Source organism: Bacteroides caecigallinarum (assembly GCF_016901995.1).
Lineage (GTDB): Bacteria > Bacteroidota > Bacteroidia > Bacteroidales > Bacteroidaceae > Phocaeicola > Phocaeicola cellulolyticus.
In genome coordinates this window covers 36,215-60,393 of record NZ_JACJLE010000006.1, presented here as the reverse complement: position 1 = coordinate 60,393, position 24,179 = coordinate 36,215, and the positions used below count along the sequence as shown (strand labels likewise).

Sequence of the window (24,179 nt, the reverse complement as noted above, 5' to 3'; positions counted from 1 at the left end):
TCATCATGACAAACACGACAAACAACTCTTTATAGATTGATATGCAGCTAGTTATGGTTTATTTACCAAAATCCTCGTATAACATAAGCAGATGCGATGCGCTCCAGCTGAAATGAGGAGCCTGCAGGCATTTGCCAGTATGTGTTCCGTAATTCTCGTGGATAGGTGATGTTCCGGTCAGACCTTCGCACCTGTCGAATACTTGCATCGTATATTTGTCCGCAAGTTCGCTATATCCGTAGTTCCTTAATCCTTTTATCGCCTGATATGTCTGATCCAGCCATATCGGTCCTCTCCAATATCCGTTAGGGCTACATTTAGGATTATCCGCAGCAGCGGTAGGGAAGGGGATATAGGTAGAGAATTTTGCTGTATCAGTCAGCAGAACCAATGCTTTTTCCATCTGTTCCTTGCTGGCTATTTCAGTCCAGAAAGGAGTATATCCTTCACAGGCAGCTTCCTGTACGAATTTTCCGTCAGGCAATTTCCTGTCGCAGAAGAAGCCCATATCTTCATTGAAGAAATAATCTGCCACCTGATTGCTATAGTCAGGACCGTCGAATTCATAACCCGTAATATTGGCAAACTTCTTGAGAAGTTTACATTCGTATGCCAGATATGCGTTCAGGTCAACACTTTCCTGGTCGAAGCTCCATGCGTCATCGGCGTTTTTCAGCATCTTGCAATTGTCGAACCTTATGGCATTGTCCATTCCGCTTTCCCATCCTGCAGCTTCCAACGTTCCGTCTGTACATCCGAATTCGCACATACCGTTCTTGTTGTGGTCACGTTTGTTGAACCACCATTTATAGTATGACAGCAATTGAGGATACATCTCTTTCACGAAAGCCGTATCGTTATTGAATTCAAGAATTTCATCCACAGCCCAGCATACCAAAGGTGGCTTGCTGTCTCTTGCATTATTTTCTTTCGGGTCTGTGTATATGCAGTCAATAATCATTCCGTCAGGCAGCTGATAGTCGAACATCGCACGTATATTGTTTTTTGCCAGTTCCGGCTCGAACCTTGCCAGTGCAGCCGAAAATCTCCAGCTGTCCCAAGCCCAGAAACCTATGAAATAGTTTACTGCATGGCTCGGTATCACTCCGTCGTGTAAAAGTCCTTCTCTATGAGTCCTCCAGTTCGAAATCAGAGTTACAACAGATTTTGCAGCTATTCTGTTGTATTCATGTTTCATGTCATTTCTTATGATTTTCTTCAGATATCCTTCCCATCTGTCATTGTTCTTTTTAATGGCATGTTCAGGATTGTTAAGCAATGCAATGGCTTTCTGCTCTCCGGACATGAGTTCGTTTTCCGAAGCATAGAACGAAATGGCAACATACGTGTTGCTGCTGTTTGATGTAGCGGTATAATTGCTGTCATTGTCGATAACCTCAAAATCCTGTGGCAAAGTAATCTGTACGGTTTCGCCATTCGTATGGTTTGCTGTAATAATGTTATTGCTATTTTTCAAAGTAACATCTTTGTTCCAGCCTTTACCTGTTATTGAAAACTTGTTACCTGTATTGTTCTTTATATTCAGCAGTGCAGTATTGGCCGATACGAAAACCATTCTCTGTTCGATAGAGCCGTTTTCTGAATTTGCTGTCATGTATATTTCGCCCGGGAAATATGAAATAGAGTCTGGAGTCATTTCTGTTCCGTCAATATTTACCGAAACAGCGGATTTTGCGAACCAGACTCTGTTGTCTATACTGAACGGACCGCAGAAACCGTTTATCCATTTATCCTTTTCCGGAATGGTAAATCCCATCCATGAACCGGCATCAGTGAAACATCCTACACGTCTCATATTGTGCTCGGGAGTGACTGATATGTTCAATATGTTCGGATACTGATACCTCAGACAGGTGTCAACATCTGCGTTATTTTTCATGCCGCATGATGTTCCTGCCAGACAGAGGCATGCCAGTGAAAGTGCTTTTATTGATTTTTTCATATAAGTTCTGTTTTTTATTCAGTTTTAAAACCATTTTTTGTGAGACATCTCTACAGGATCTTTACCCGTTGGAATATACTCAATAGTATAGCTGTAGCTTCTGTCCTCAGGAGTGATGGTATATTCAGGATGTACTTGTGCTCCCCAAGTATTGTCACCGCCTACACCCATGTTTATATCATCAATGTTAATCCATACCATATCTTTCTTTTCGATACTTCCGCCATGTCTTCTTTCAACGTTGAACGGACGATAAGAAATGTCCTCTATCGGGAAATTCCATGCGCTTATGTTCATAGGATTTTCACCTTTGATCAGGATACCTTCACCCTTGTCGTTACGGAATGCGCTCCATCTTACATCACATTTGTTTGCTGTTTCCTGAGCTCTTACGTAAGGATGATACTGTTCCCAAACACCGGCGTTGTACAATCCTATCATAGCTCCGGTCTTACGGTCTATATAGTTTTCATGAGGACCTCTTCCCAGCCATGTCATCTGTTCGTATTCGGCAGGTATAACCACTCTCATTCCGAAACGTGGAATTTCAGGCAGCTGTTTTGTTCCAACTCTGTAGCTCATCGTAACGTTAATCGCTCCGTTTGGTGCAATTTTATAAATCGTAGTTAGCTCTGATTCAGTTTCTTCCAAAGAGTATTCGGCTGTTACTACTATGATATTCTTTGCTGCATCCTTTTCAGCTTTTATGTTCATGAGTTTTTTATCCTTGCCGGCATTGTCCCATATCTTGCATCTGGCAGGAGCACCGTTGGCTACATCGTTGTCTGTCCATGCGCGTCTGAAGTTCGGACACGGACCTTCTTTTATGAATTCTTTTCCGCCATAAACCAGTGATGTGATTTCACCGTTTGCTTTGCTGAATGAAACGTTGAAATTGTCACCATTGATATTATAAGCCTCATTGTTGTCGTTCATGTTCAGATTGCCATTCAGCTTTTCTGTTTTCATTTCAGGCATATCAACCGGAAGTTTCCATTGTTCTATGGCAGCTATATGACCTTTTTCTACCAATGGCGAATTGTTTGTTGTAACAGCTTCCAGTCTCAGGAAATATTCCCTTCCGTCGGCATTCAATCCCTTGAACGGTATTTCTACAATACCGCTTTCGCGTGGAGCCAAGAAAGGCATTTTCATACTTCCGCTTTCAATGCTTTTTCCGTCAGTTTCTACATACCATTTCAGCTCGTAATTATCCAATGAAATGAAGTCATGCCAGTTGGTTACCTTTATCTTGTTTTTAGTGAAGCCAACAGGAGCGAAATGTACATATTGGTAAACTTTCTTCACTTCCCAGATGTGTGGATGCAAGCTTCTGTCCGAAGCAACCAGACCGTTGGCGCAGAAGTTAGAGTCGTTAGGAATACCGGCATATCCCATGTCGCCGCCATATGCCCAGATATTGTTTCCTTTTTCATCTTTCTTTGCGAATGTCTGATCTACCCAGTCCCATATGAATCCGCCCTGCAACTGGTCGTATTTATATATCAGATCCCAATAATCTTGAAGATTACCCACACTGTTACCCATGGCATGAGCATATTCGCACATAATCATAGGTCTTGCGTCACGCTGGTTGATATGTCTTCTCAAAGACCATATTCTGGCATACATAGGGCAGTAAATGTCGCTCACGCTGTCATATCCGCCACCTTCGTACTGAACAGGACGTGTCTTGTCAATGTTTTTTGTCCAGTGGTATATAGTTTCAAAGTGTTTGCCATATCCAGACTCATTGCCAAGCGACCATGTAACGATTGATGTAAAGTTGCGGTCTCTCATAACCATTCTGCTCATTCTCTGCATGAATGCACCTTCCCAATCAGGATAGTTGGCTAGAGTTTCATCCTTGTGCGACATCATTCCATGACTCTCAATGTTAGCCTCATCTACCATGTAAAGGCCGTATTTGTCGCATAGATAATACCATGCATAGTTGTTAGGGTAGTGGCAGTTTCTGACAGAATTGATATTGAAATGTTTCATCAGTCTGATATCCTCAACCATGCTTTCCACAGTTATGGTACGTCCCTTCACGTTGTCATGTTCGTGTCTGTTCACACCTTTGAACAGAACGGCTTTTCCGTTTATCAATTGCATACCGTTGAACATTCTTACATTTCTGAAACCGAAAGGATGGGCAAACGATTCCAGACAATTGCCTTGTCCGTCAGATGTAGTAATCACCAAAGTATATAAGTTTGGAGTCTCGGCATTCCACGGCAAAACATCTTTAAATTGTTTTCTGATGCTGATAAGCGTATCATTTTCATTCTCCAGTTTTTCTTCTGAGGTGAAAATTTCCTTGCCCGTATTGTCAAGAAGTCTTACGGTTACGTTGCTTCCGTTTACCGGAGAATTTACTATGGCATCAAGACTGAAATCACCGTCTTTATATTCGTTCACAAGGTCAGCGTTTAGCTTGAAATCCTTTATTCTGGTGTGTGGACGGGCATAGACGTAAACATTTCTTTCTATACCGCTATATTTCCAGTAATCCTGATCTTCCATATACGAACCGTCACTGAAACGGAACACCTTTACAGCAAGTTTGTTTTTCCCTTTTTTCAGAAGCTTGGTGATGTTGAAATGCGCAGGCAGACGGCTATCTTCGCTATATCCTGCCAGTTCTCCATTCACCCAACAGTAGAAAGCGGATTCCACTCCTTCAAAGTCGATATAAATATCCATTCCGTTCCAGTTTTCAGGAACTGAGAATTCTCTTATGTATGCTCCTACCGGATTATAGTCTTCCGGCTGTACAGGCGGGTTGGTAGGGAAAGGATATGATACGTCGGTATATATAGGAGCGTCAAAGCCTTGAAGTTCCCAGCTGCCAGGTACTTCAATGTTTTTCCATTTTCTGGTGTTGTAACCCGGCTTGTGGAAGTCGGCTGGACACTCATTGTTGTTTTTTGAATATAAGAATTTCCATGTGCCGTTTAGCGAAATTCTTCTTTCTATCTTCGGATTGACATTGAATCTTGTCACATCATCCAGTAATATCTGGTTCAAGGCAGCCTTTTCGCTTGTGTATGGGATGAAATGTGCGTGCATAGGTTCGCGGTTTATCTCATTCACAAGAGGATTTTGCCAAGGCTTGTCCGAATGTGCAAAAGAAGTAAAAGCAGTAAACGACAGTATTGAGTATATAAATAGTTTCTTCATGATATCAGTTTTAAATAGAACAGAAAAAAGTAACAAGGAAAGGAACGCTGAAGTCAACCACAAATCCGTGGAAGATTGAAACCACCACAAATTCCTGTCCGCTGCATCTTGTGATGATCGGCAGTGTGGTATCCATGGTTGTAGCTCCACCTGATGATATTGGAGCCAGATTGCCGAACCATCTTACCAGTAATGGCGCAGCCAGCAGAGTTATTATTTCCCTTGTAATGTTTGACAGAAGGGCTATAGTTCCCAGTTCGGCTCCTTTGTATTCGGTTATGAATATACTTGATAGCGAATAATAGCCGAAACCGCTACCTACAGCCATACATTCAGCCATAGTTCTGTGTGTCAACACGAAACTGGCTAAAGCTGTTCCTGCCAATGTTCCCAGTATTGTCATTACCGGTAGAAAGACCAGTCTTGGATTTAATTCTCGGAAGTTCTTTATAGTTTGCGGATCATTACCGATGCTTAGCCCTACACTGAACATAAGGGCACATAAAGCATAAAAACTTATGTCTGTTTCAGCAATATTGAATGAAACAAGATTGAATAATCCTGTGAGACATCCCAACGCGAAAAAACCTACTATTATCAGACTTCCTTTCATGCTTTTCCTCCTTTCTTTCTTTTATATAGTGCATACCATAATAACCATGCCGCCACACAACTGCCAAGGACGGCTGCTATAGTAATGACAATAGCTTCAAGTCCCAAAGTGGCCAGCCCGTTTATTATTTGCTGGTTGCTTCCAACTTCTATACCCAGAATGAAAAGTAATACCCAAATTAGAGTAGTGATGATAGAGCTTAGGAATTTCAGGCGGTAATTTTTAATTGCATAGCCTAAAATAATTCCTCCGAACATTATTCCAATGACTGTGAACATAATAAATGTTTTAATATACTATATAATTGCTTTTAAAATTGCATTTATAAACGTCTTCCATAATTGTCATGTTGCCTGTATATATCATTACAACTTTCGTTGTTATTGAATATAGGACAAATACGGAATGAGTAACTGTAATTTGAAGCAGGTATTAAATATTGTTGATGTGGGAAAGCTCCCCAGCTGGTATCTCCACCTACTCCCATCTGTCTAAAGTCAATATTCCATGTTATCAAGTCTTTCATTTTTATGTCAGAGATGTGGCGCTGGCTTTTCTTTGTGCCCGGCTCATCCAGATCATCGTTAGTGAAAGGATATACACTGGTACTTATATACGGTTCGCCTATTACCATTATACCTTTTCCTGATTGGTCTTTCAAACTCATCCATCTGACATCTATTTTGTTTCCTGTTTCTTGAGGTCTGTCGTACAGGAAGAATTGTTCGGTTACGTCCCCTTTATACAATCCTACATATGCAGATGTATAACGGTCAATATAGTTTTCGTGAGGACCTCTGCCGAACCATTCAACATTTTCGAACTGTCGTTGCAGAGTAAATGTCAGCCCTAATTTTGGCATAAGTGGTAATGTGTCGTTTCCTGCTGCAAAGTTACAGCTTAAATCAATTATTCCATTTTGAGAAATATTATATTTTACGTAGAAATCAGAGTCACCTACAGGTAATTTATAATGGGATTTAATTGTATGTGAGCCGTTTGTGCAAGAATTGTGCTCAATTGATATTAACTTGCTTTCATTTCCTGCATGTCGCCATGGTCTAAGTCTTTTTTGCAGACCTGCTCCCATATCATTGTCTGTAACAGGACGCCAGAAATTTGGAGTAATGCTGTTTTTCAATATCTCTATTCCGTTTACCTTGTATGAATATAAGGCACCGTTTTGTTTATCAAAACTGATAGATATTCCGTTTTCAGTTTTAAATTCATAAGCATCGCTGTTTTCTGAAAATTCTATTTTTCCTTCTGCCTCTTTTACCTTTTCGTTTTTATAGAAAGGAAGTTTGAATTGTTCGGAAGCCAATATTTCACCGGCATCAACCAATCCGTCTTTTTCTTTTACAGAAGCATATATGTTCAGGTAGTATTCAGTATTTGGCGTAATTTCTATTTTAGGTAAAATGGTTTCCACTACGCATTTTCTCTGTGGCTCAAGTTTAATGTCATTTAGTTTACCTTCTGACAGTTTAATGCCATTTGCTTCAAGTTCCCAAGTAAAATTGAAATTGTCAAGATTAATGAAGAAATATTTATTCTCAATTTCTATCAGTCCTGAAGAATAATCAAGAAGTTTAAAACCTATGTTCTGATAAACTTTCTTTACCTCATGAATGTGTGGTTTCAGGGTTCTGTCTGCGCATATCAAGCCATTCATACAGAAATTCGCAGTGCTTGGAGTTCCTTTAGGAGCCAGGTCACCTCCATAAGCCCAATAGAAATTTCCATTTTCATCTTTTGCTGCTAAACCTTGGTCAACCCAGTCCCATATAAATCCACCTTGCAGTGATGGGAAACGCTCGATTACATCCCAGTAATCCTGAAGATTTCCTACACTATTTCCCATCGCATGTGCATATTCACATAAAATCAGAGGTTTTGTAGGCATATATATGGCGTGGTTTATAAGCACGTCTATTTTTTTGTACATAGGGCAGAAAATATCTGTATTGGGCCCTTTAATTCCATCTTCAGAATGTACCGGGCGGTTTGAACGGTCATTGTCGTGAATCCATTTGTAGGTAGTGGCAAAATTACAGCCTTCTCCAGATTCGTTGCCCAACGACCATATTATTATTGAAGGATGGTTCTTGTCTCTTTCAAACATTCTTTCTGTTCTGTCAACAAATGCTTTTTCCCATTCAGGCTGATTGGCCAGACATTTGTCTTTATCATATCCCATACCGTGACTTTCTATATTGGCTTCATCTACTACATAAAGTCCATATATGTCGCATAGTTCATACCATCGTGGGTCGTTAGGGTAGTGTGATGTTCTGACAGCATTGATGTTATGTTTTTTCATCAGCATAATATCTTTTATCATAGATGCTTCATCTACTACATGTCCGTTATAAGGGTCGTGTTCGTGTCTGTTTACACCTTTTATGTAAATAGGCTTTCCGTTAACCAGCAATTGGGCATGCTTTATTTCAGATTTTCTGAAACCTATATATTGCGATATATATTGTTGCGGTTTACCGTTTACGGAAAGACATAAATTCATTCTGTACAGATTTGGTGATTCTGCACTCCACAATAAAGGAGATTTGATATCTTTCTCAAAAGATATTTCTTTTGTACCCTTTGCTGCTTGTTTACGTTCTTTATAAACTTTATTTCCTTTCAGGTCTGATATTTCTATTTCTACAGTTGAACTCTGTGGAACGGATTTCATACTGCCAAGTTCAACAAATAGTTTGAATTTTGCATCTTTATATGATTTGTCCAGGTCCGTTACAACTTCATAATCTCGTATGAAAGTTTTCGGACGGGCATATACATATACATCGCGTTGAATGCCGGCCATTCTCCAGAAATCCTGATCTTCAAGATAATATCCGTCGCTGAATTTGAATACTTGTACAGCTATTTGATTCTCACCTTTTTTTACATATGATGTAATATCGAATTCTGATGGAGTTTTTGAGTCTTGTGAATATCCTACCTTTTCACCATTTATCCATACATAGAATGCAGAAGCTACACTTCCGAAGTATAGAATTATTTGTTTGTCTTTCCAATTGTCAGGAATAGTGAATGTACGTTTATAACTTCCTACGGGACTATTCTCTACAGCTATGAGAGGCGGATTCTTTTTGATACCATATCCTGCACCAATATAAAAAGGATAGCCGAAACCTTGCAGTTCCCAGTTTGACGGAACTTTAATATTGTCCCAATTGGACAGATCAGCGTCTTTTTTATAAAAATCCATAGGTCTTTCATCGTACCGTGGAACATATTTGAAATTCCAAGTTCCATTCAGAGAAAGATAATAAGGAGATTTTTCTTTGTTTCCTGCTATGGCCATTTCCCTGGTTGGATACCACATGAAGGAAGCAGCAGACGGAAGTCTGTTTATGTGTAAAATATCCATATTTTCCCAATCGTTTTCTGATTTTGGATATTTCGACTTAACGCTTTCCTTGTTTGTGATGTTTTCTTTGAGAGCGTTGGATTGTTTTTCCATTGGAGCTCCGTCGTATTGAGATTGTGCAATAGCGGGCATGTTTAGTAGTCCTACTACTGCGAGCAGTATATTAATTCGTTTCATATCGGATATATCTTTTATTTGTTAACCAAGAGTTTAAGAATCAATGCAGATGACCAGCCGAAATTAGGTGCGTTTAGAGCCTCTCCTGTCAGAGGATTGTAATTTTCGTGTATTGGGCCGTCCGTCATGAGTCCTTGTGCATTATTCATAAATTTTCGTGTTAGATAGTCAGCTTCTTTTTCGTATCCATAGTTCTTTAATCCTATAATGCCAAAATATACCTGATTAAACCATACCGGACCTCTCCAATAACCTCTGGTAGGACGTAATGCCGGGTGGCTTATATCAAGAGTGCCTAAAGGAAGGTGTGAGTTGAAATGATTTTCATTCATCATGTTTTGTTTGACTGATTCAGCTTGTTCTTTTGTTGCTATACCAGCCCATAATGGTAACCATCCTTCGGCTCCCATTACTTTTACTTTTTCTTCAGAATCTATTTTTACATCGTAGAAAAAGCCGGTTTCTTCATCATACATATTTTTCTGTACATATTCTTTTATGAATTCGGCATCTTTGTTAAGTTTTTCGGCAATGTCAGTTTTGCCTAAAATCGAGGCCATTTCAGCAAGCACTTTTTTGTCTATGTATAGGAATGAATTTAGACATATGCTTTCTTGATTCATAGACCATGCATCATCACGTCCATTATTCAAGATTTCTGTGTCATCGAATCGTACGCCATTGTCCATTCCGCTTTCCCATGCTGCTGCAATAAGTGAGCCATCTGTAGAACCGTATTCACAAATACCGTTTTTGTTGTGGTCGCGGTCATTATACCACCAGTTATGGAATTTATAGAGTTTGTCAAATATTTCCTCAAGGAATTTCTTGTCACCGGTTGCCTTATATACATTCATTGCTCCCCATGATGCAACAGGTGGTTTACTGTCTCTCCAGTTGTTTCTTTTTTTGTTGTAATTTATAAAGTCAGGAACCATGCCGTTATCAGCCTGATAGTCAAAGAGTGCTAACATTTCGCTTTTGGCTCCTTCCGGATTGTAAAGTACATTTCCGGATGCTATTTGCCATGCATCCCATGACCAGCATCCTCCAATGAAACCTACATATGAAGGGAAACTGCATCCGCGCAAGATGTCTCCGGCGCTGCTTCTCCAGTTTGAGTTTAATGTCATCATTGCTTTGACAGCTATATTACGATATGAATTTTCTTTCATGTACGGGCTGTCTGAGTCCATTAACTTTGTGATATATCCGTTCCATCTAGTTTCATTTTTTATGAAACATTCATCTATGGATATATTTGATAAACAGTCTTTTTCTTTATTAATATCTTCATCTTTTAATACAAGAGTTTCTATATATGATGACTGATACTGTTTTCCCGGCTCCAATGTATAATTGTTTTTTTCATTGACAAAAAGACTGTCTTTTCCGTTGGTTACTACATTCTCGGCAGTATTGAAACTGATTGAAATGTTAACATTGTCAACTGGTGAGGTCTTTGGTTTATCGTTTTCTTTTGTTCCATATTTATAGAATGGATAAAAAATATTTATTTGATTATCTTTGGCATCCAGTTTCGCAGTATTTTCGAATACTCCGCCTTTCCATTTGAGTGATATATTTAGTGGAGCTTCTGTCAGGTTTGTTATTGTTGAACGAACTACAGCTGAACGCGAAGTTGCAAAACATAATTCTGTCACAAACTTCAGATTTCCATTCTTATATGTCTGGATGAGCTTGCCCGGTAGGTATTCAGATGTCTGGATGTTACGGGCAAAGTCGAACTTTTTACCATTTATAGATAAATCGGGTTCTGCTAGTGATTGTGCCAGCCATCCGCGTCCCGTCATAACCATTGGACCGATAAAAGCTCCGGCATTATAGCTGCTTTCATTTTCAGGCAGAGCATAACCACTCCATGCGCCCAGGTCAGAAAATAAGTACAAATCATATTCATGCTGTTCGGATGGAACATTCTTTATGTTGATTAGATTTGGGAAATCTTTTTGTTGTTCATTTAGAAAAGAAGTGTTTGTAGTAGGAGTATTGCAAGAACAAATAAGTGCGGTACTACAAATTCCTATTGTATTTATGATTTTCATGGATTTGATAGTTTTAAAGTCTGCTTAATTATAATATAGCGAAGAGTTAATCAAAGACCAATCTCTTCGCTATATAGGTATTATAAGAATGTGTTTATGTTACTTACCGAAGTTAGGATTCTGTTCCCAATCCGGATTAAGAAGGAATTCCTGATGTGGAATAGGGAATAGCTTGTGTTTGGTGTCAACATAATTCTCAACAAGTTGCTTGTTATGATCCTTAAGTGTTTGTTCCGTAATTCCCCAGCGTACCAGATCGTACCATCTTGAACCTTCCAGTGCAAGTTCACATGGGCGTTCTACATCTTGAAGATGTTTAAGTATTTCATCTTTACCCATTGGTGCTTCCAATTCAGGAACTCCTGCACGTCTGCGTACATCATTGATATAATCAATAGCACCTTTTCCATTATCATCTGTAGCTCCTCTATCGTTCAGACATTCTGCATATAGCAATAATACGTCGGCATAGCGTACTATAGGTATATTGAAGAAACTCATATCCCAATATGGACTCATACCTTCTTCCCATGTTACAAATTTTTTCCAATATTTTTTACCTCCTTTATGATAGTCACTATAGCTTTTACCTGTTTCGTAATACCAAGGTTTACAGCCAGGATCGTCAATCATTATAGTGTTCAATGTACGTACACTATATTCACCTGTCGATGTCTTATCGTTGCTTAAGACTTCATATATCCAATCAGAAGGATAGGCTTCTTCATATCCACCTATAACATCTGTTGCAAGATGTAATGTTATGTAGTTATATTCGGAATGATCTCCGGTTGTATTACCAGTAAATTGTACTTCAAATATTGATTCTGAATTATTTTTATGAAGTCCGTCAAAATTATCATTCCAGTTTTCTGTTAGTTTGAATAGAGTATTCTCCTGATCAATGATTTTTTTGAATTCGGCTTCAGCTTTTGTCAGTTCATGTCTGAACATATAGAATTTTCCAAGGATTGCTGCAGCTGCATATCGTGTAGCACGTCCTTTATCTTCTTCTGTATCGTATTTTTCCGGTAAACTAGGCTGTATTTCGGAAAGTTCAGTTTCAATAAATTGAACCAATTCACCTTCTTTTGCCTGTTCTGGATAAAATTCTGAATCTTCTCCTTTTATCTGTGTTTTATAAATAGGAATTTTTTCACCAAAATTGAGATAAAGTCTGTAGTAAAAGTAAGCTCTTAAAAAACGTGCTTCGGCTATAGCCTGTGTTTTAAGTTTTTTTATATCGTCATTAGTCTCTGGTACATTGGGGATATTGTCTATACATTGATTTGCATAGTTAATACCTTTATATAAGTTTGTCCATTCTCCTTTTGTTACAGAATTGTTTTGATCGTTGTTGAATGAAGCAATATCCATCCATGAAGTAACGTCATCACGATATTTAATTTCATCACTTCTGTAATTATCAATAACAATGTAACGTTCGTAAGGTATTGCCCAGTTCATATTCGGCTGTAATGCTGCATAAACAGATGTAAGCCCTTTAAGTATATCTTGTTCACTTTTCCAAAAAACTGAAGGTGATAATTCATTCGGGTTAATATCCTCATTTAAAAAGTCAGCACATGAACTTAATGACATTGATCCAATAAGTGCTGTGTATAATATAATGTTTTTTATTTTCATAATAGTATAAGTCTTAAGTTGTTAGAATCCAAATTTAATACCCATCATATAATCTCTGCTCAATGGTACTGATGCATAATCAAATCCCATACGTCCTGCTGCAGAACCTGTAGAAGGATCATATCCGGTATATTTAGTTATGGTGAACAAACGAGTACCACCTACATATATTCTAAGATTGGATAGACCTATTTTCTTGCAGTATTTTGCAGGAAGATTATATCCAATTTGCAAGTTGTTCAAACGAAGGTAATCTCCGTTTTCTACAAAACGGTCTGATTGTCTTGAGTTTTTGTTTGGGTCACCTGACACTGCTCTTGGAATATCGGTATCTGTATTATCCGGTGTCCATGCATCAAGGCAATTCTTACCGTAATTGAAGACTTGATCCATTCTTTCAAGTTGGTATTTAGTGTAATTATAACGTTTTGCACCGAAATTTCCGTAGAAATTAGCGACAAGATCAAAAGCTTTGTAAGAAAGGTTGACATTGAAACCTAATGATACTTTAGGTGTACCACTTCCCACTTTAACTTTGTCGTTTGTATCTAATTTTCCATCACCATTCTGATCTACGAATTTTATGTCACCAGGTTTTGCACTAGGTTGCATTTTTTGCCAGTTACCATTTTGGTCTTTGTAACCGTGTTCTTTGTTCCATTCATCCACTTCTTGTTGGTTTTGGAATATTCCAGCAGTTCTATATACCCAGAATTCTCCGATTTCACCACCTACATATGTACGGATTGCACCACCATATTCATCTAAGTAGTCAGGATTAGCCATTTCTTTCAAAACACTTTTATAGTGTGACAGGTTTAAATCAAGGTCGTATTTGAAATCTCCTGCATTTCCATGATATATAGCCTGAAATTCAGCTCCTGTTGTACGTAGTTTACCATCATTTACTAAGATAGAACCATATCCTGTACACAAACTGATATCTTTGCTTGAAAGCATATCGTGTGTGTCTTTAATGTATGCTTCTGCTGTAAGTTCTAGTTTGTTGTTCCATAAACTTACATCTAATCCTATGTTTTTATAGTATGTTGTTTCCCATTTTATATTGTTTGATGGTAATGATGTTATTGCATATCCTAATGATGTATTTTGACCTCCAAAAGGATAGTTTAGAGTGTTATTGTTTGAACTTAACGTAGGAATATATTTATATAGACCTATTTGCTGGTTTCCTAAACCACCATAACTTAATCTGAACTTAAATGTTGATACTTTTTCTTTAAATGGTTCCCAAAACTCTTCGTTTGCAATGTTCCATCCTAATGACATAGAAGGGAAGAATCCCCACTTGTTTCCTTCGGCAAAACGTGAAGAACCGTCGTAGCGGAATGAGGCCATGACCATGTAGCGCATTTTGTAATTATAGTTCAGACGTCCAAATAAAGAACGTAATCCACTACGGCTTTCATATCCACCAACAGCATAGTTTTCTTGTGCGTGACCCAGGTTGTCCAGTTCGTTATTTTCGAATACTTCACCATAAGAACTTATCTCTTCATATTTGTTTTCTTCCTGTGACAGACCTAACAATACAGAAAGGTTATGATCTTCTTTTATGGTTGTGTTGTAATTAGCTGTAAATTCAAGTAAGTCGTTTATAGTTTGAGACCTTTCTTCGTATAAACTGGCTCTGGTGTTCACTTTCAAAGATCCAATTTCGTATGTTGGAGTAAACTGATGTAATTTACCGAAATATATGTTACGGCTTGCATTAAATTTTAAAACAAGTCCTTTGATAGGTTCATATTGTAAATATCCTGATGCTGCAATATAGTCATTAGACTGTGAATTGTCGAGTAACTTGTTGTAAGCTATCTGGTTTCCTGCATCTGACATACCCATACCACTGATTGCACCACCATATCCGCCAATGTTATTTTCGTCATAAAGTGGAGCCAAAGGTTCCATATTTGTGATCTGGTATATTGATGAAAATCCTGAATTAGATTCTAGTTCAGCATTCCATTTACTGTAGTTTACAGATTCTCCCATTTTGAATTTACCGATAGTTACATCTGAATTTAATCTGAAACCGAATTTTTCATCTCCTGTAGCTATGGCAACTCCATCTGTGTTAGAATAGAAAGCAGATAATGAGATATTTGATTTGTCACTTCCAGCTGTATAACCAACGTTGTATTTTTGTGTAAATCCACGGCGGTAATATTCATCCTGCCAATCTGTATCGGCAAATTGACTTGGATCTCTTTCGTATTCTTTTATATATACAGGCCAATCTTCTTCAGGTGTACCGGCATTAGTCAAAGCCATTTTACGTACTTTGATAAACTCTTCCGCATTACAAACAGGCAACTTTTTGGGAGTGTCTGTTATACCCCAGTAAGCAGAAAAAGATACTTTAGGTTTTGTGTTTGTCGCACCTCTGTGTGTTTCAATAAGGATAACACCTGCTGCTGCACGTGCACCATATATTGCGGCAGTTGCCGCATCTTTTAATACTGATATTGATTTTATGTCTTCTGGGTTAAGATATGACATGTTTCCCGGAGCACCGTCTATGATAACCAACGGTCCGTTACTTTCTCCACTTTCTGTTTCATCTGATTTCCATGATGTCACACCACGTACTTGTAGTGAGGCTGAAGAACCGGCAGCACCACTGCCAAAGTTTACCATAAGTCCTGGAGCCATTCCCTGAAGTGCCATTTCTGCGTTGGCAGTAGGTATTTTAGACAATTTTTCTCCTGAAACGGAAGCTACAGAACCTGAAACGTCAGATTTCTTTTGTGTACCGTAACCAATAACTACTACTTCATCCAATAATTCATTGTCTTCTTTTAATGTTATATTAAATACTGTTTGTCCGTTAACAGGAATTTCCTGTGGCTTATAGCCAACATAAGATACTGATAAAGTCGCATTTTTGGATACGCTGAGTTTAAATTTACCGTCGAAGTCGGTGATAATACCGTTTGTTGTACCTTTTTCAAGGACACTAGCCCCAATGACAGGCGTAGAAGAATTGTCTAAAACTGTTCCTGTAATTTCGATAGTTTGGGCAAAACCCAAGACAGGAAACATAAAAGATAATAGCAACACTAGTTGCATTACTTTTGAATAAGTTCTTGTTTTCACCATTTGTGTTTTTTTAAGGTTAGATAATAATGTTTAATGGTAAAGGCTATTAAATGAATAATTAACCTTTGCCGTTATCACAAAATTATTAATCTAGTGGTGTTAAAACAAGAAATGTGATATTCATAAATATCTACAATGTAATTTATTATATATGGTAATAATCTACATTGTAGTTTTTAATGTGCTGATAAATAATGTGTTAACTATTTATTGTATATCTACAAAGTATATAACTTATTGTCTTTGTCTAGATTTGCTTTATGTATTCCGAAAGGTCTGTTTCATTGCTTAAGTTTAGTGCCTTTCTTAGTCGGTATCTATTCATGTTTATGGTTTTTGGTGTAGTACCTGTAATAATTGCAATTTCTTTTGCGGACATGTCTGTTCTTAGCAGACATGCCAGGTGTTTTTCACCTTGGGTTAAGTTTGGATGTCTCTTTTCCAGTCTTTCAATGAATTCATTATTTATGTCTTCCGTGCTTTTTAATGTGACACTATTAGTCTTGTCATTGTTTTGGTACTGAGTAATTATTGCATTTATTTTCTTTAAATGTATAGTTGTCTCACTTCCGTTCAGTTTATATCCTTGCTTTATTAGTTCTTTTATTTTTTCCAGCAATTCGTTTCTGCTTTTCAGGAAAGCGGCCATATTGGTCATTTGTTGTTTATTGTTTTCTAATGTAAGTTGGGCATTCTGTAATTCCATATTCTGCAATTCCATTTTCTGCCGTGCTATTTCATGTTGGGACTGTTCCAGTTTATATTGTGCTTTAATTAAGGTCAGTTTCTTTTTCCTTTTAGAACGTTGAGTCAACAAAATGGTAATGACGGTTATCAGGCTGAATATAATAATAATCCCGTATATGTTTCTTTCCAGTTTTTGTATTTCGTATTCTTGTTTTTTAATTTCGTTTTCCCTTATTACTTCTTTTAATCTCTCTTCGGCGATGTTTAATTCTATTTTTCTGAGATTGTTTTCGCTTTGGAGTTCCTGTTTTAGAGAGTTAAGTTTTGTTTGATATTCAAAGGCTTTCTGATAGTTACCTGATTGTGCATTTAATCTGGAGAGATATTCATAGTTATCGCAGACTATACCTTTAGCGCCGATTTCGTTGGCTATAGTATATGCTTTTTTCAGTGCGGTATTTGCGTTTTCGTAGTTCTTTTCGTAAATATATAATCTTCCCAGATTATTATAGTTTTCTGCCAGTGCCCATTTGGCATCAAGGTTCTTGTTTATTATTATAGCTTCTTGTATGTATTCTTTTTGTTGCGATAAGTTTCCGTGGTATAAACATAAGTTGTTTAGATTGGCAGATATTCCCTTAATGTTTCTCAATGCTCTGTTGATTCTTAATGCTTCCAATAAAAATTTCTCAGTTTGTGTGTCTTCTGACATGTGGTTATGAATTATTCCTTTGTTATTATATGCATATGCCAATCTGATAGAATCGTTATTTATTTTAAATATTGATATGGCTTTGTCATTAAGTTCGATAGCTTTTTGATAATCTGATAGATTACAATAATTTAGTGCCATTAAATTATATATTTCGCCCTTAATATCAGTTTCATTTAATGATTCAAGATTTATTTTATATAGAGAATTTAGACTTTCATCAAAATTGCCTAATAGTCTTTCTGCCTGTGCTTTTGTAAACAACAATCTGACTATATCGTTTTCATCATCAGTTTCTGTAAGTGCTTTTGATGCAAGGAATACTGTTTGTCTCGGGTTTGTGTAAAGTCCGTCTTCTGCCTTTTTTATTGTGTTTTTAACATCACTGTTTGCTGCAAGAATATTGAATAACGAGCTTATAAATATGAATATTATGGCAATAGAGTAATTTCTCATGATTGGAGTAATATATGGTTAATATTAATAATCGTACAAATATAATACATATTTGTTACAAACATTGGCGGTAATGTTCTGTTTTTGTTAATAAAGATATATGGCTTGTAAATCGTGTTATAAAACATACTTTTTCTCTTGAAAAAATTGCAGATTAAATTTTACTCCTTATCTTTGTACTGTGTTTTTCATAGTATTAGATTTAAGGTTAATAAAGGTTGGAGTACAGCGGTACTCCTTTTTTTATGTCCGTATTTTTGGCTTTTAGAACTCAATATAAAGCGTGCGCACGTTTGACCTTAAATGTGCGCACGCTTCAATTAAAACGCGGGCACGTTTTACTTAAAACGACAGTGCGTTTTTTTATAGAATTATCACTCGGAATTTTTATATACAAAAAGGAGGTTTCAGCCGAATAGAACTGAAACCTCCTTTTCTGTTTTAGAATATAATCGATTATCCTATATTCTTGACTTTTATCAGATATTCTGCAATCTGTACTGCATTGAGAGCGGCACCTTTCTTTATCTGGTCGCCTACAATCCAGAATGTAAGTCCGTTTTCGTCTGCCAAATCCTTACGGATACGACCAACGTAAACAGGATCCTTGCCAGCAAGGAACAATGGCATAGGATATTCTTTTTCAGCAGGGTTGTCCATCAAAACAAGTCCTTCACCTTTTGAGAATGCTTCGCGAGCCTCTTCTACTGATACTGGACGTTCTGTTTCAATCCAGATGCTTTCAGAATGTGAACGAAGAGCAGGAACACGTACACATGTTGCACTAACCTTAACGTCAGAGTGCATGATCTTGCGTGTTTCGTTATACATCTTCATTTCTTCTTTTGTATATCCGTTATCTGTGAACACGTCAATCTGAGGAATCAGGTTGAAGGCAAGCTGGTAAGCGAACTTTTCAACTTTTACAGGTTCGTTTGCCAATACCTGACGATACTGCTCATAAAGTTCGTCCATAGCTGCTGCACCTGCACCGCTGGCTGCCTGGTATGTTGATACGTGAACACGTTTGATATGTGTCAGGTTTTCGATGGCTTTAAGTGCCACAACCATCTGTATAGTAGTACAGTTAGGGTTTGCGATGATACCGCGAGGGCGGTTCAATGCATCCTCTGCGTTAACTTCAGGAACTACCAATGGAATGTCGTTATCCATACGGAAAGCACTTGAATTGTCTATCATTACCGCTCCGTACTTGGTGATTGTTTCCGCAAATTCTTTTGAAGTACCAGCACCGGCAGAAGTAAAGGCAATGTCAACACCTTTAAAATCATCGTTGTGCTGCAGAAGTTTGACTTCGATTTCTTTTCCACGGAATGTGTATTTTCGTCCTGCACTACGTGAGGAACCGAACAAAACTAATTCATCTAAAGGAAAATCTCTTTCTTCGAGCACTCTCAGGAACTCTTGTCCTACGGCTCCGCTCGCACCAACAATTGCTACTTTCATGTCTTTATAAATCTATTAAGTTAATATTTCCCTAACTATTATATATTCGTAAATTTTAGTCGTATTGTATCGTTTGTTATTATTTAGACTGCAAAAATAAAACATTCTGACTGATAAATATTGAAACTCGGAATTTTTTTTCTATTTTTGTTCAATAAATGAAAAATTACGATACGAATTTATGAAAGATTTGCTCAATTTACTAGACCTTGATTTTCATTTCCCCATAACAGACCCGACGTGGATTTTCTTTTTGGTGCTGGTAATCATATTGCTTGCTCCTATTATCTTGGAAAAACTGCATATTCCGCACATCATAGGAATGATATTGGCCGGAGTCGTTATCGGTGAGCATGGATTTAATATCCTGGCGCGCGACAGCAGCTTTGAACTGTTCGGGAAAGTAGGACTGTATTATATCATGTTCCTTGCCGGTCTGGAAATGAATATGGAGGACTTCAAGAGCATACGTGGAAAAGCGATGGTATTGGGGTTGTTGGCCTTCGTCATTCCGTTGGGCATCGGTTTTTGGACCAATGTAAACATCTTGGGCTATGGAGTCGTCTCTTCGGTATTGCTTGCCAGTATGTATGCGTCGCATACTCTTATCGCTTACCCCATTGTCATCCGTTACGGCATAAACCGCCATCGGGCTGTAGGTATCGCGGTAGGGGGTACGGCGGTGACAGATACCCTTACTTTGCTTGTGTTGGCAGTCATCGGCGGCCTGTATAAAGGCGAGACTTCGGATATGTTCTGGGTATGGCTGGTGTTGAAAGTGTTAGTGCTTGGAGCCATCATTATGTACACTTTCCCGCCTATAGCCCGCTGGTTCTTCCGCCGTTATAGTGACAATGTGGTGCAATATATTTTTGTCATGGCGATGGTGTTCCTTGGTGCCGGACTGATGGAAATCGTTGGCATGGAAGGTATATTGGGAGCGTTCTTGGCCGGATTGGTATTGAACCGTTTGATTCCTCACGTGTCACCGCTGATGAATCATTTGGAGTTTGTGGGTAACGCGTTGTTCATCCCTTATTTCCTTATAGGTGTCGGCATGCTGATAAACGTAAACGTGTTGTTCGGGCATATAGATTCTATAAAGGTAGCTTCTGTGATGATTGTGGTGGCATTGGTCGGGAAATGGATAGCTTCGTGGTTGACTCAGAAGATTTTCCGGATGCGTGCCGTGGAGCGTGAGTTGATGTTCGGGCTGAGCAACGCGCAGGCGGCGGCCACTCTGGCGGCGGTATTGGTGGGTTACGACATTATCCTTCCCTCCGGTGAGCGGCTGTTGAACGAAGATGTGTTGAACGGGACGATTTTGCTTATATTGGTGACATGTGTTGTCAGTTCGTTCATTACCGAACACACGGCCAAGCAGATTGCCACGAGCGACGATGTAGGCTTGGATGAAGGCAAAGAGCATGAAAAAGAGCGTTTCCTGGTTCCTATAGCTAATCCGGAAACTTTGGAAAGCTTGATGAGTTTGGCGTTGGTCTTGCGCAACGAAAAGATAAGCGACAATTTGGTTGCGCTTAGTGTCATCAACGACAACAACGATTCGGTGAAGCAGGAAATGCGAAGCAAGCGTAACTTGGAGCGGGCGGCCCAGATAGCAGCGTCAACCAATGTGCGGATGAAGACTGTTAGCCGTTTTGATTTGAACATAACAACAGGCATTCTTCATACGGCAAAGGAATGTGATGCGACTGACATTATCATAGGTTTGCATTATAAGGCGAGCATCGTTGACTCTTTTTTCGGTAACATGACAGAGAATTTGTTGAAGAATACATATTTGCAAGTGATGATTGTGCGTTTCCTGATACCTGTCAATACGTTGCGCCGAATAATTGTGGCGGTGCCTCCAAAAGCCGAGTTCGAGCACGGTTTTACCAGATGGATAACATATATGTGCCGTTTGAGCAGCCAGCTTGGGTGCAGGGTGCATTTTTATGCTCCTTTGCGTACTTTGGGATACATCAGCGGTTTTATACAAAAGAAATTCAAGGACACGCGCACCGTTTATTCCGAACTTGAGAATTGGGAAGACTTGTTGTTGTTGACCGGGCAGGTTAATTACGACCATCTGCTGGTTATTGTAAGTGCGAGGTGCGGGTCTATTTCTTACGATTCTTCTTTCGAGAAACTTCCGACGCAGGTCTCCAAATATTTCAATAACAACAGCATCATGCTGCTCTATCCTGAACAAAAAGGCGATCCTAACGAGAGTCTTTCTTTCTCCGACCCGCACGGATGGGCAGAGACGCAATATTATGATAAAGTAGGTAATTGGATTTATAAATGGTTCAAAAAGAATTCGTAAATTGGCAGCAGCGCACGGAACTGTTGCTGGGAAGAGAAAAAACGGAGCGGTTACGCCGTGCCCATGTACTGGTGGTAGGTTTGGGAGGAGTAGGGGCGTATGCTGCCGAGATGTTGTGCCGTGCAGGCATAGGGCACATGACTATAGTAGATGCCGATACCGTGCAGCCTACCAATATTAACCGTCAGCTTCCGGCACTTCATTCCACGTTGGGGCAATACAAGGCAGATGTGCTTGCCACACGTTTTCGCGATATTAATCCCGATATACGATTGGATGTATTGCCTGTATATTTGAAGGATGAAGCTATTACGGAGTTGCTGGACAGTGAAAGGTTTGATTTTGTTGTTGACGCCATTGACACCGTGGCTCCGAAATGTTATCTTATATATAATGCTTTGAAGCGAGGGCTAAAGATAGTCAGCAGCATGGGGGCAGGTGCCAAGAGTGATATTACGCAGGTCAGATTTGCCGATTTATGGGAGACTTACCATTGCGGACTTAGCAAGGCTGTGAGAAAACGTTTGCAGAAAATGGGGATGAAGCGGAAATTGCCGGTGGTGTTCAGTACAGAGCAAGCAGATACGAATGCCGTCGTATTGGTAGATGACGAGCAGAATAAAAAATCGACTACAGGCACTGTGAGCTATATGCCGGCGGTGTTCGGGTGTTATCTGGCTGAATATGTGATAAAGAGAATCTAAACATTCCTGAGATATGATAGAGATAGAAGGAATAACGAAAAGTTTTGGACAACTTCAGGTGTTGAAAGGTATAGACTTGAATATTGATAAAGGTGAGGTCGTGAGTATTGTAGGACCGAGTGGAGCGGGAAAAACCACGCTTCTTCAGATAATAGGCACTCTTGACAGAGCTGATTCGGGTAGGGTAATTATAAACGGTACTGACGTAAGCCGCATGAAAGAGAAAGAACTGTCTGCGTTCAGGAATAAGGAGATAGGTTTCGTTTTTCAGTTTCATCAGTTGCTGCCTGAGTTTACTGCATTGGAGAATGTCACTATTCCTGCCTTGATTAAAGGAGTTTCAGCTACAGATGCTCGCAAGCAGGCACTTGAAATGCTGAACTTTTTAGGATTGTCAGACCGTGCATCACATAAGCCGGCAGAACTCTCGGGTGGAGAGAAACAGCGTGTGGCTGTGGCAAGGGCTTTGATAAACAATCCGGCTGTAGTGTTGGCTGATGAACCTTCGGGAAGCCTTGACACTAAGAATAAGGAGGAACTACACAATCTGTTCTTTGAATTGCGCGATAAGCTGGGGCAGACTTTCGTAATAGTAACTCATGATGAAGGACTTGCCGGCCAGACTGACCGGACTATTCACATGCTGGATGGAAGGATTGTTTAACCAACAACTATAAACCAACAACTAACAACTATATATAATTATGAGTCATATTAGATTGGGAGAATACAACCTTCTGGAAGTCGTAAAGGAAGTTGATTTCGGGGTTTACCTTGATGGTAGCGAAGATGGAGAAATATTGTTGCCTACACGTTATGTACCTCAGGGATGCAAGCCTGGTGACGTACTGAATGTGTTTATTTATCTCGATATGGACGAACGCCTGATTGCAACTACATTGCAACCTTACGTTAAGGTGGGCGAGTTTGCATGTCTGGAAGTGGCATGGGTGAACCAGTATGGTGCTTTCCTTGACTGGGGACTTATGAAAGACCTTTTCGTACCTTTCCGCGAGCAGAACATGAAGATGATAAAAGGAAATTCGTATGTAGTTCATGTACATCTTGACGAGGACAGCTATCGTATAGTGGCATCGGCGAAAATAGAAAAGTTCCTTTCGAAGGATATGCCGGAATATAATCCTGGCGATGAGGTGGAGGTCCTTATATGGCAGAAGACAGATTTGGGATTCAAGGTAATTGTTGACAATAAGTTCGGTGGTATGATTTTCAAGAACGAGATATTTACCGATGTGCGTACAGGCATGAAGATGCATGCATACATAAAGCAGGTACGTCCTGACGGCAAGATTGACCTTGAACTTCAGAAAGGTGGAGTGAAAAAGGTGGAAGACTTTGCAGATACTCTTTTGGAATATATCCGTAGTAACGGTGGTTCTACACCATTGAACGACAAGACTGACGCAGACGTGATATACAGCACTTTCGGGGTAAGCAAGAAGACCTTCAAGAAGGCTGTGGGTGACTTGTACAAGAAGCGCCTGATTGTTCTCGAAGGTGAACAGGGAATACGTCTGGCCTGATAATAGCAGTATATAGGATTTATCCTATGTCATGTAGGAACATTCCTAAAAACGTTTGGGAATATTCTGTTGTAGGGGGATTTTTATCCTCCTATTTTTGTATCAGGAAAT

14 protein-coding genes are annotated in these 24,179 nt (G+C 39.1%); 4 read left to right on the top strand and 10 right to left on the bottom strand.

The annotated features are described in order from the left end of the window. Positions 1–58 precede the first annotated feature (58 nt). The 10 genes from H6A61_RS02700 to H6A61_RS02655 all read right to left on the bottom strand — a co-directional run bounded on the left by H6A61_RS02700 (position 59) and on the right by H6A61_RS02655 (position 19,491). The gene (locus H6A61_RS02700) at positions 59–1,963 is read right to left on the bottom strand and encodes an MGH1-like glycoside hydrolase domain-containing protein (protein ID WP_204390731.1); all 1,905 of its coding nucleotides are present in this window, start codon (positions 1,961–1,963) and stop codon (positions 59–61) included. 24 nt (positions 1,964–1,987) lie between these two features. Next, positions 1,988–5,149: a glycoside hydrolase family 2 TIM barrel-domain containing protein gene (locus H6A61_RS02695; protein WP_204390729.1), complete on the bottom strand. Its 3,162-nt coding sequence runs from the start codon at positions 5,147–5,149 to the stop codon at positions 1,988–1,990. A gap of 10 nt (positions 5,150–5,159) precedes the next feature. Next, positions 5,160–5,762, bottom strand: coding sequence for a lysine exporter LysO family protein (locus tag H6A61_RS02690; protein WP_204390727.1), 603 nt, complete (start codon positions 5,760–5,762; stop codon positions 5,160–5,162). After that, the gene (locus tag H6A61_RS02685; RefSeq protein WP_204390725.1) at positions 5,759–6,040 is read right to left on the bottom strand and encodes a LysO family transporter; all 282 of its coding nucleotides are present in this window, start codon (positions 6,038–6,040) and stop codon (positions 5,759–5,761) included. The genes H6A61_RS02690 and H6A61_RS02685 overlap by 4 nt, the downstream gene beginning before the upstream one ends. A gap of 44 nt (positions 6,041–6,084) precedes the next feature. Next, positions 6,085–9,336, bottom strand: coding sequence for a glycoside hydrolase family 2 TIM barrel-domain containing protein (locus tag H6A61_RS02680; RefSeq protein WP_204390723.1), 3,252 nt, complete (start codon positions 9,334–9,336; stop codon positions 6,085–6,087). A 14-nt stretch (positions 9,337–9,350) separates the two neighbouring features. Then, complete coding sequence (locus H6A61_RS02675) at positions 9,351–11,402, bottom strand: MGH1-like glycoside hydrolase domain-containing protein (protein ID WP_204390721.1); 2,052 nt, start codon at positions 11,400–11,402, stop codon at positions 9,351–9,353. Between the two features lie 99 nt (positions 11,403–11,501). Continuing rightward, on the bottom strand, positions 11,502–13,049 hold the full coding sequence (locus tag H6A61_RS02670; RefSeq protein WP_204390719.1) for a RagB/SusD family nutrient uptake outer membrane protein: 1,548 nt from the start codon (positions 13,047–13,049) through the stop codon (positions 11,502–11,504). A gap of 21 nt (positions 13,050–13,070) precedes the next feature. Next, the gene (locus H6A61_RS02665) at positions 13,071–16,169 is read right to left on the bottom strand and encodes a SusC/RagA family TonB-linked outer membrane protein (protein WP_204390717.1); all 3,099 of its coding nucleotides are present in this window, start codon (positions 16,167–16,169) and stop codon (positions 13,071–13,073) included. A 247-nt stretch (positions 16,170–16,416) separates the two neighbouring features. Next, a complete protein-coding gene (locus tag H6A61_RS02660; RefSeq protein WP_204390715.1) occupies positions 16,417–18,024 on the bottom strand; it encodes a LuxR family transcriptional regulator in 1,608 nt (535 codons plus the stop codon). 456 nt (positions 18,025–18,480) lie between these two features. Next, entirely contained in the window at positions 18,481–19,491 is a 1,011-nt protein-coding gene (locus H6A61_RS02655; RefSeq protein ID WP_204390713.1) for an aspartate-semialdehyde dehydrogenase, read from the bottom strand. Positions 19,492–19,672: 181 nt separating this feature from the next. On the opposite strand from H6A61_RS02655, the gene H6A61_RS02650 reads away from it, so the two are divergent. From H6A61_RS02650 to H6A61_RS02635, 4 genes are read left to right on the top strand one after another with little or no spacing between them, the layout of a single operon-like run. Beyond that, the gene (locus H6A61_RS02650; protein WP_204390704.1) at positions 19,673–21,820 is read left to right on the top strand and encodes a cation:proton antiporter; all 2,148 of its coding nucleotides are present in this window, start codon (positions 19,673–19,675) and stop codon (positions 21,818–21,820) included. Beyond that, the gene (locus H6A61_RS02645; RefSeq protein ID WP_154044301.1) at positions 21,799–22,524 is read left to right on the top strand and encodes a tRNA threonylcarbamoyladenosine dehydratase; all 726 of its coding nucleotides are present in this window, start codon (positions 21,799–21,801) and stop codon (positions 22,522–22,524) included. The genes H6A61_RS02650 and H6A61_RS02645 overlap by 22 nt, the downstream gene beginning before the upstream one ends. A 13-nt stretch (positions 22,525–22,537) precedes the next feature. Beyond that, positions 22,538–23,188, top strand: coding sequence for an ABC transporter ATP-binding protein (locus H6A61_RS02640; RefSeq protein ID WP_204390702.1), 651 nt, complete (start codon positions 22,538–22,540; stop codon positions 23,186–23,188). A gap of 40 nt (positions 23,189–23,228) precedes the next feature. Beyond that, the gene (locus H6A61_RS02635) at positions 23,229–24,068 is read left to right on the top strand and encodes a CvfB family protein (RefSeq protein ID WP_204390700.1); all 840 of its coding nucleotides are present in this window, start codon (positions 23,229–23,231) and stop codon (positions 24,066–24,068) included. The last annotated feature ends 111 nt before the right edge of the window (positions 24,069–24,179 follow it).

Excerpts from the sequence above, each read along its gene's own strand:
- H6A61_RS02690 (WP_204390727.1), bottom strand. The coding sequence starts at position 5,762 with ATGAAAGGAAGTCTGATAATAGTAGGTTTTTTCGCGTTGGGATGTCTC.
- H6A61_RS02670 (WP_204390719.1), bottom strand. The coding sequence starts at position 13,049 with ATGAAAATAAAAAACATTATATTATACACAGCACTTATTGGATCAATG.
- H6A61_RS02680 (WP_204390723.1), bottom strand. The coding sequence starts at position 9,336 with ATGAAACGAATTAATATACTGCTCGCAGTAGTAGGACTACTAAACATG.
- H6A61_RS02635 (WP_204390700.1), top strand. The coding sequence starts at position 23,229 with ATGAGTCATATTAGATTGGGAGAATACAACCTTCTGGAAGTCGTAAAG.
- H6A61_RS02640 (WP_204390702.1), top strand. The coding sequence starts at position 22,538 with ATGATAGAGATAGAAGGAATAACGAAAAGTTTTGGACAACTTCAGGTG.
- H6A61_RS02695 (WP_204390729.1), bottom strand. The coding sequence starts at position 5,149 with ATGAAGAAACTATTTATATACTCAATACTGTCGTTTACTGCTTTTACT.
- H6A61_RS02660 (WP_204390715.1), bottom strand. The coding sequence starts at position 18,024 with ATGAGAAATTACTCTATTGCCATAATATTCATATTTATAAGCTCGTTA.
- H6A61_RS02685 (WP_204390725.1), bottom strand. The coding sequence starts at position 6,040 with ATGTTCACAGTCATTGGAATAATGTTCGGAGGAATTATTTTAGGCTAT.
- H6A61_RS02650 (WP_204390704.1), top strand. The coding sequence starts at position 19,673 with ATGAAAGATTTGCTCAATTTACTAGACCTTGATTTTCATTTCCCCATA.
- H6A61_RS02700 (WP_204390731.1), bottom strand. The coding sequence starts at position 1,963 with ATGAAAAAATCAATAAAAGCACTTTCACTGGCATGCCTCTGTCTGGCA.
- H6A61_RS02655 (WP_204390713.1), bottom strand. The coding sequence starts at position 19,491 with ATGAAAGTAGCAATTGTTGGTGCGAGCGGAGCCGTAGGACAAGAGTTC.
- H6A61_RS02665 (WP_204390717.1), bottom strand. The coding sequence starts at position 16,169 with ATGGTGAAAACAAGAACTTATTCAAAAGTAATGCAACTAGTGTTGCTA.
- H6A61_RS02675 (WP_204390721.1), bottom strand. The coding sequence starts at position 11,402 with ATGAAAATCATAAATACAATAGGAATTTGTAGTACCGCACTTATTTGT.
- H6A61_RS02645 (WP_154044301.1), top strand. The coding sequence starts at position 21,799 with ATGGTTCAAAAAGAATTCGTAAATTGGCAGCAGCGCACGGAACTGTTG.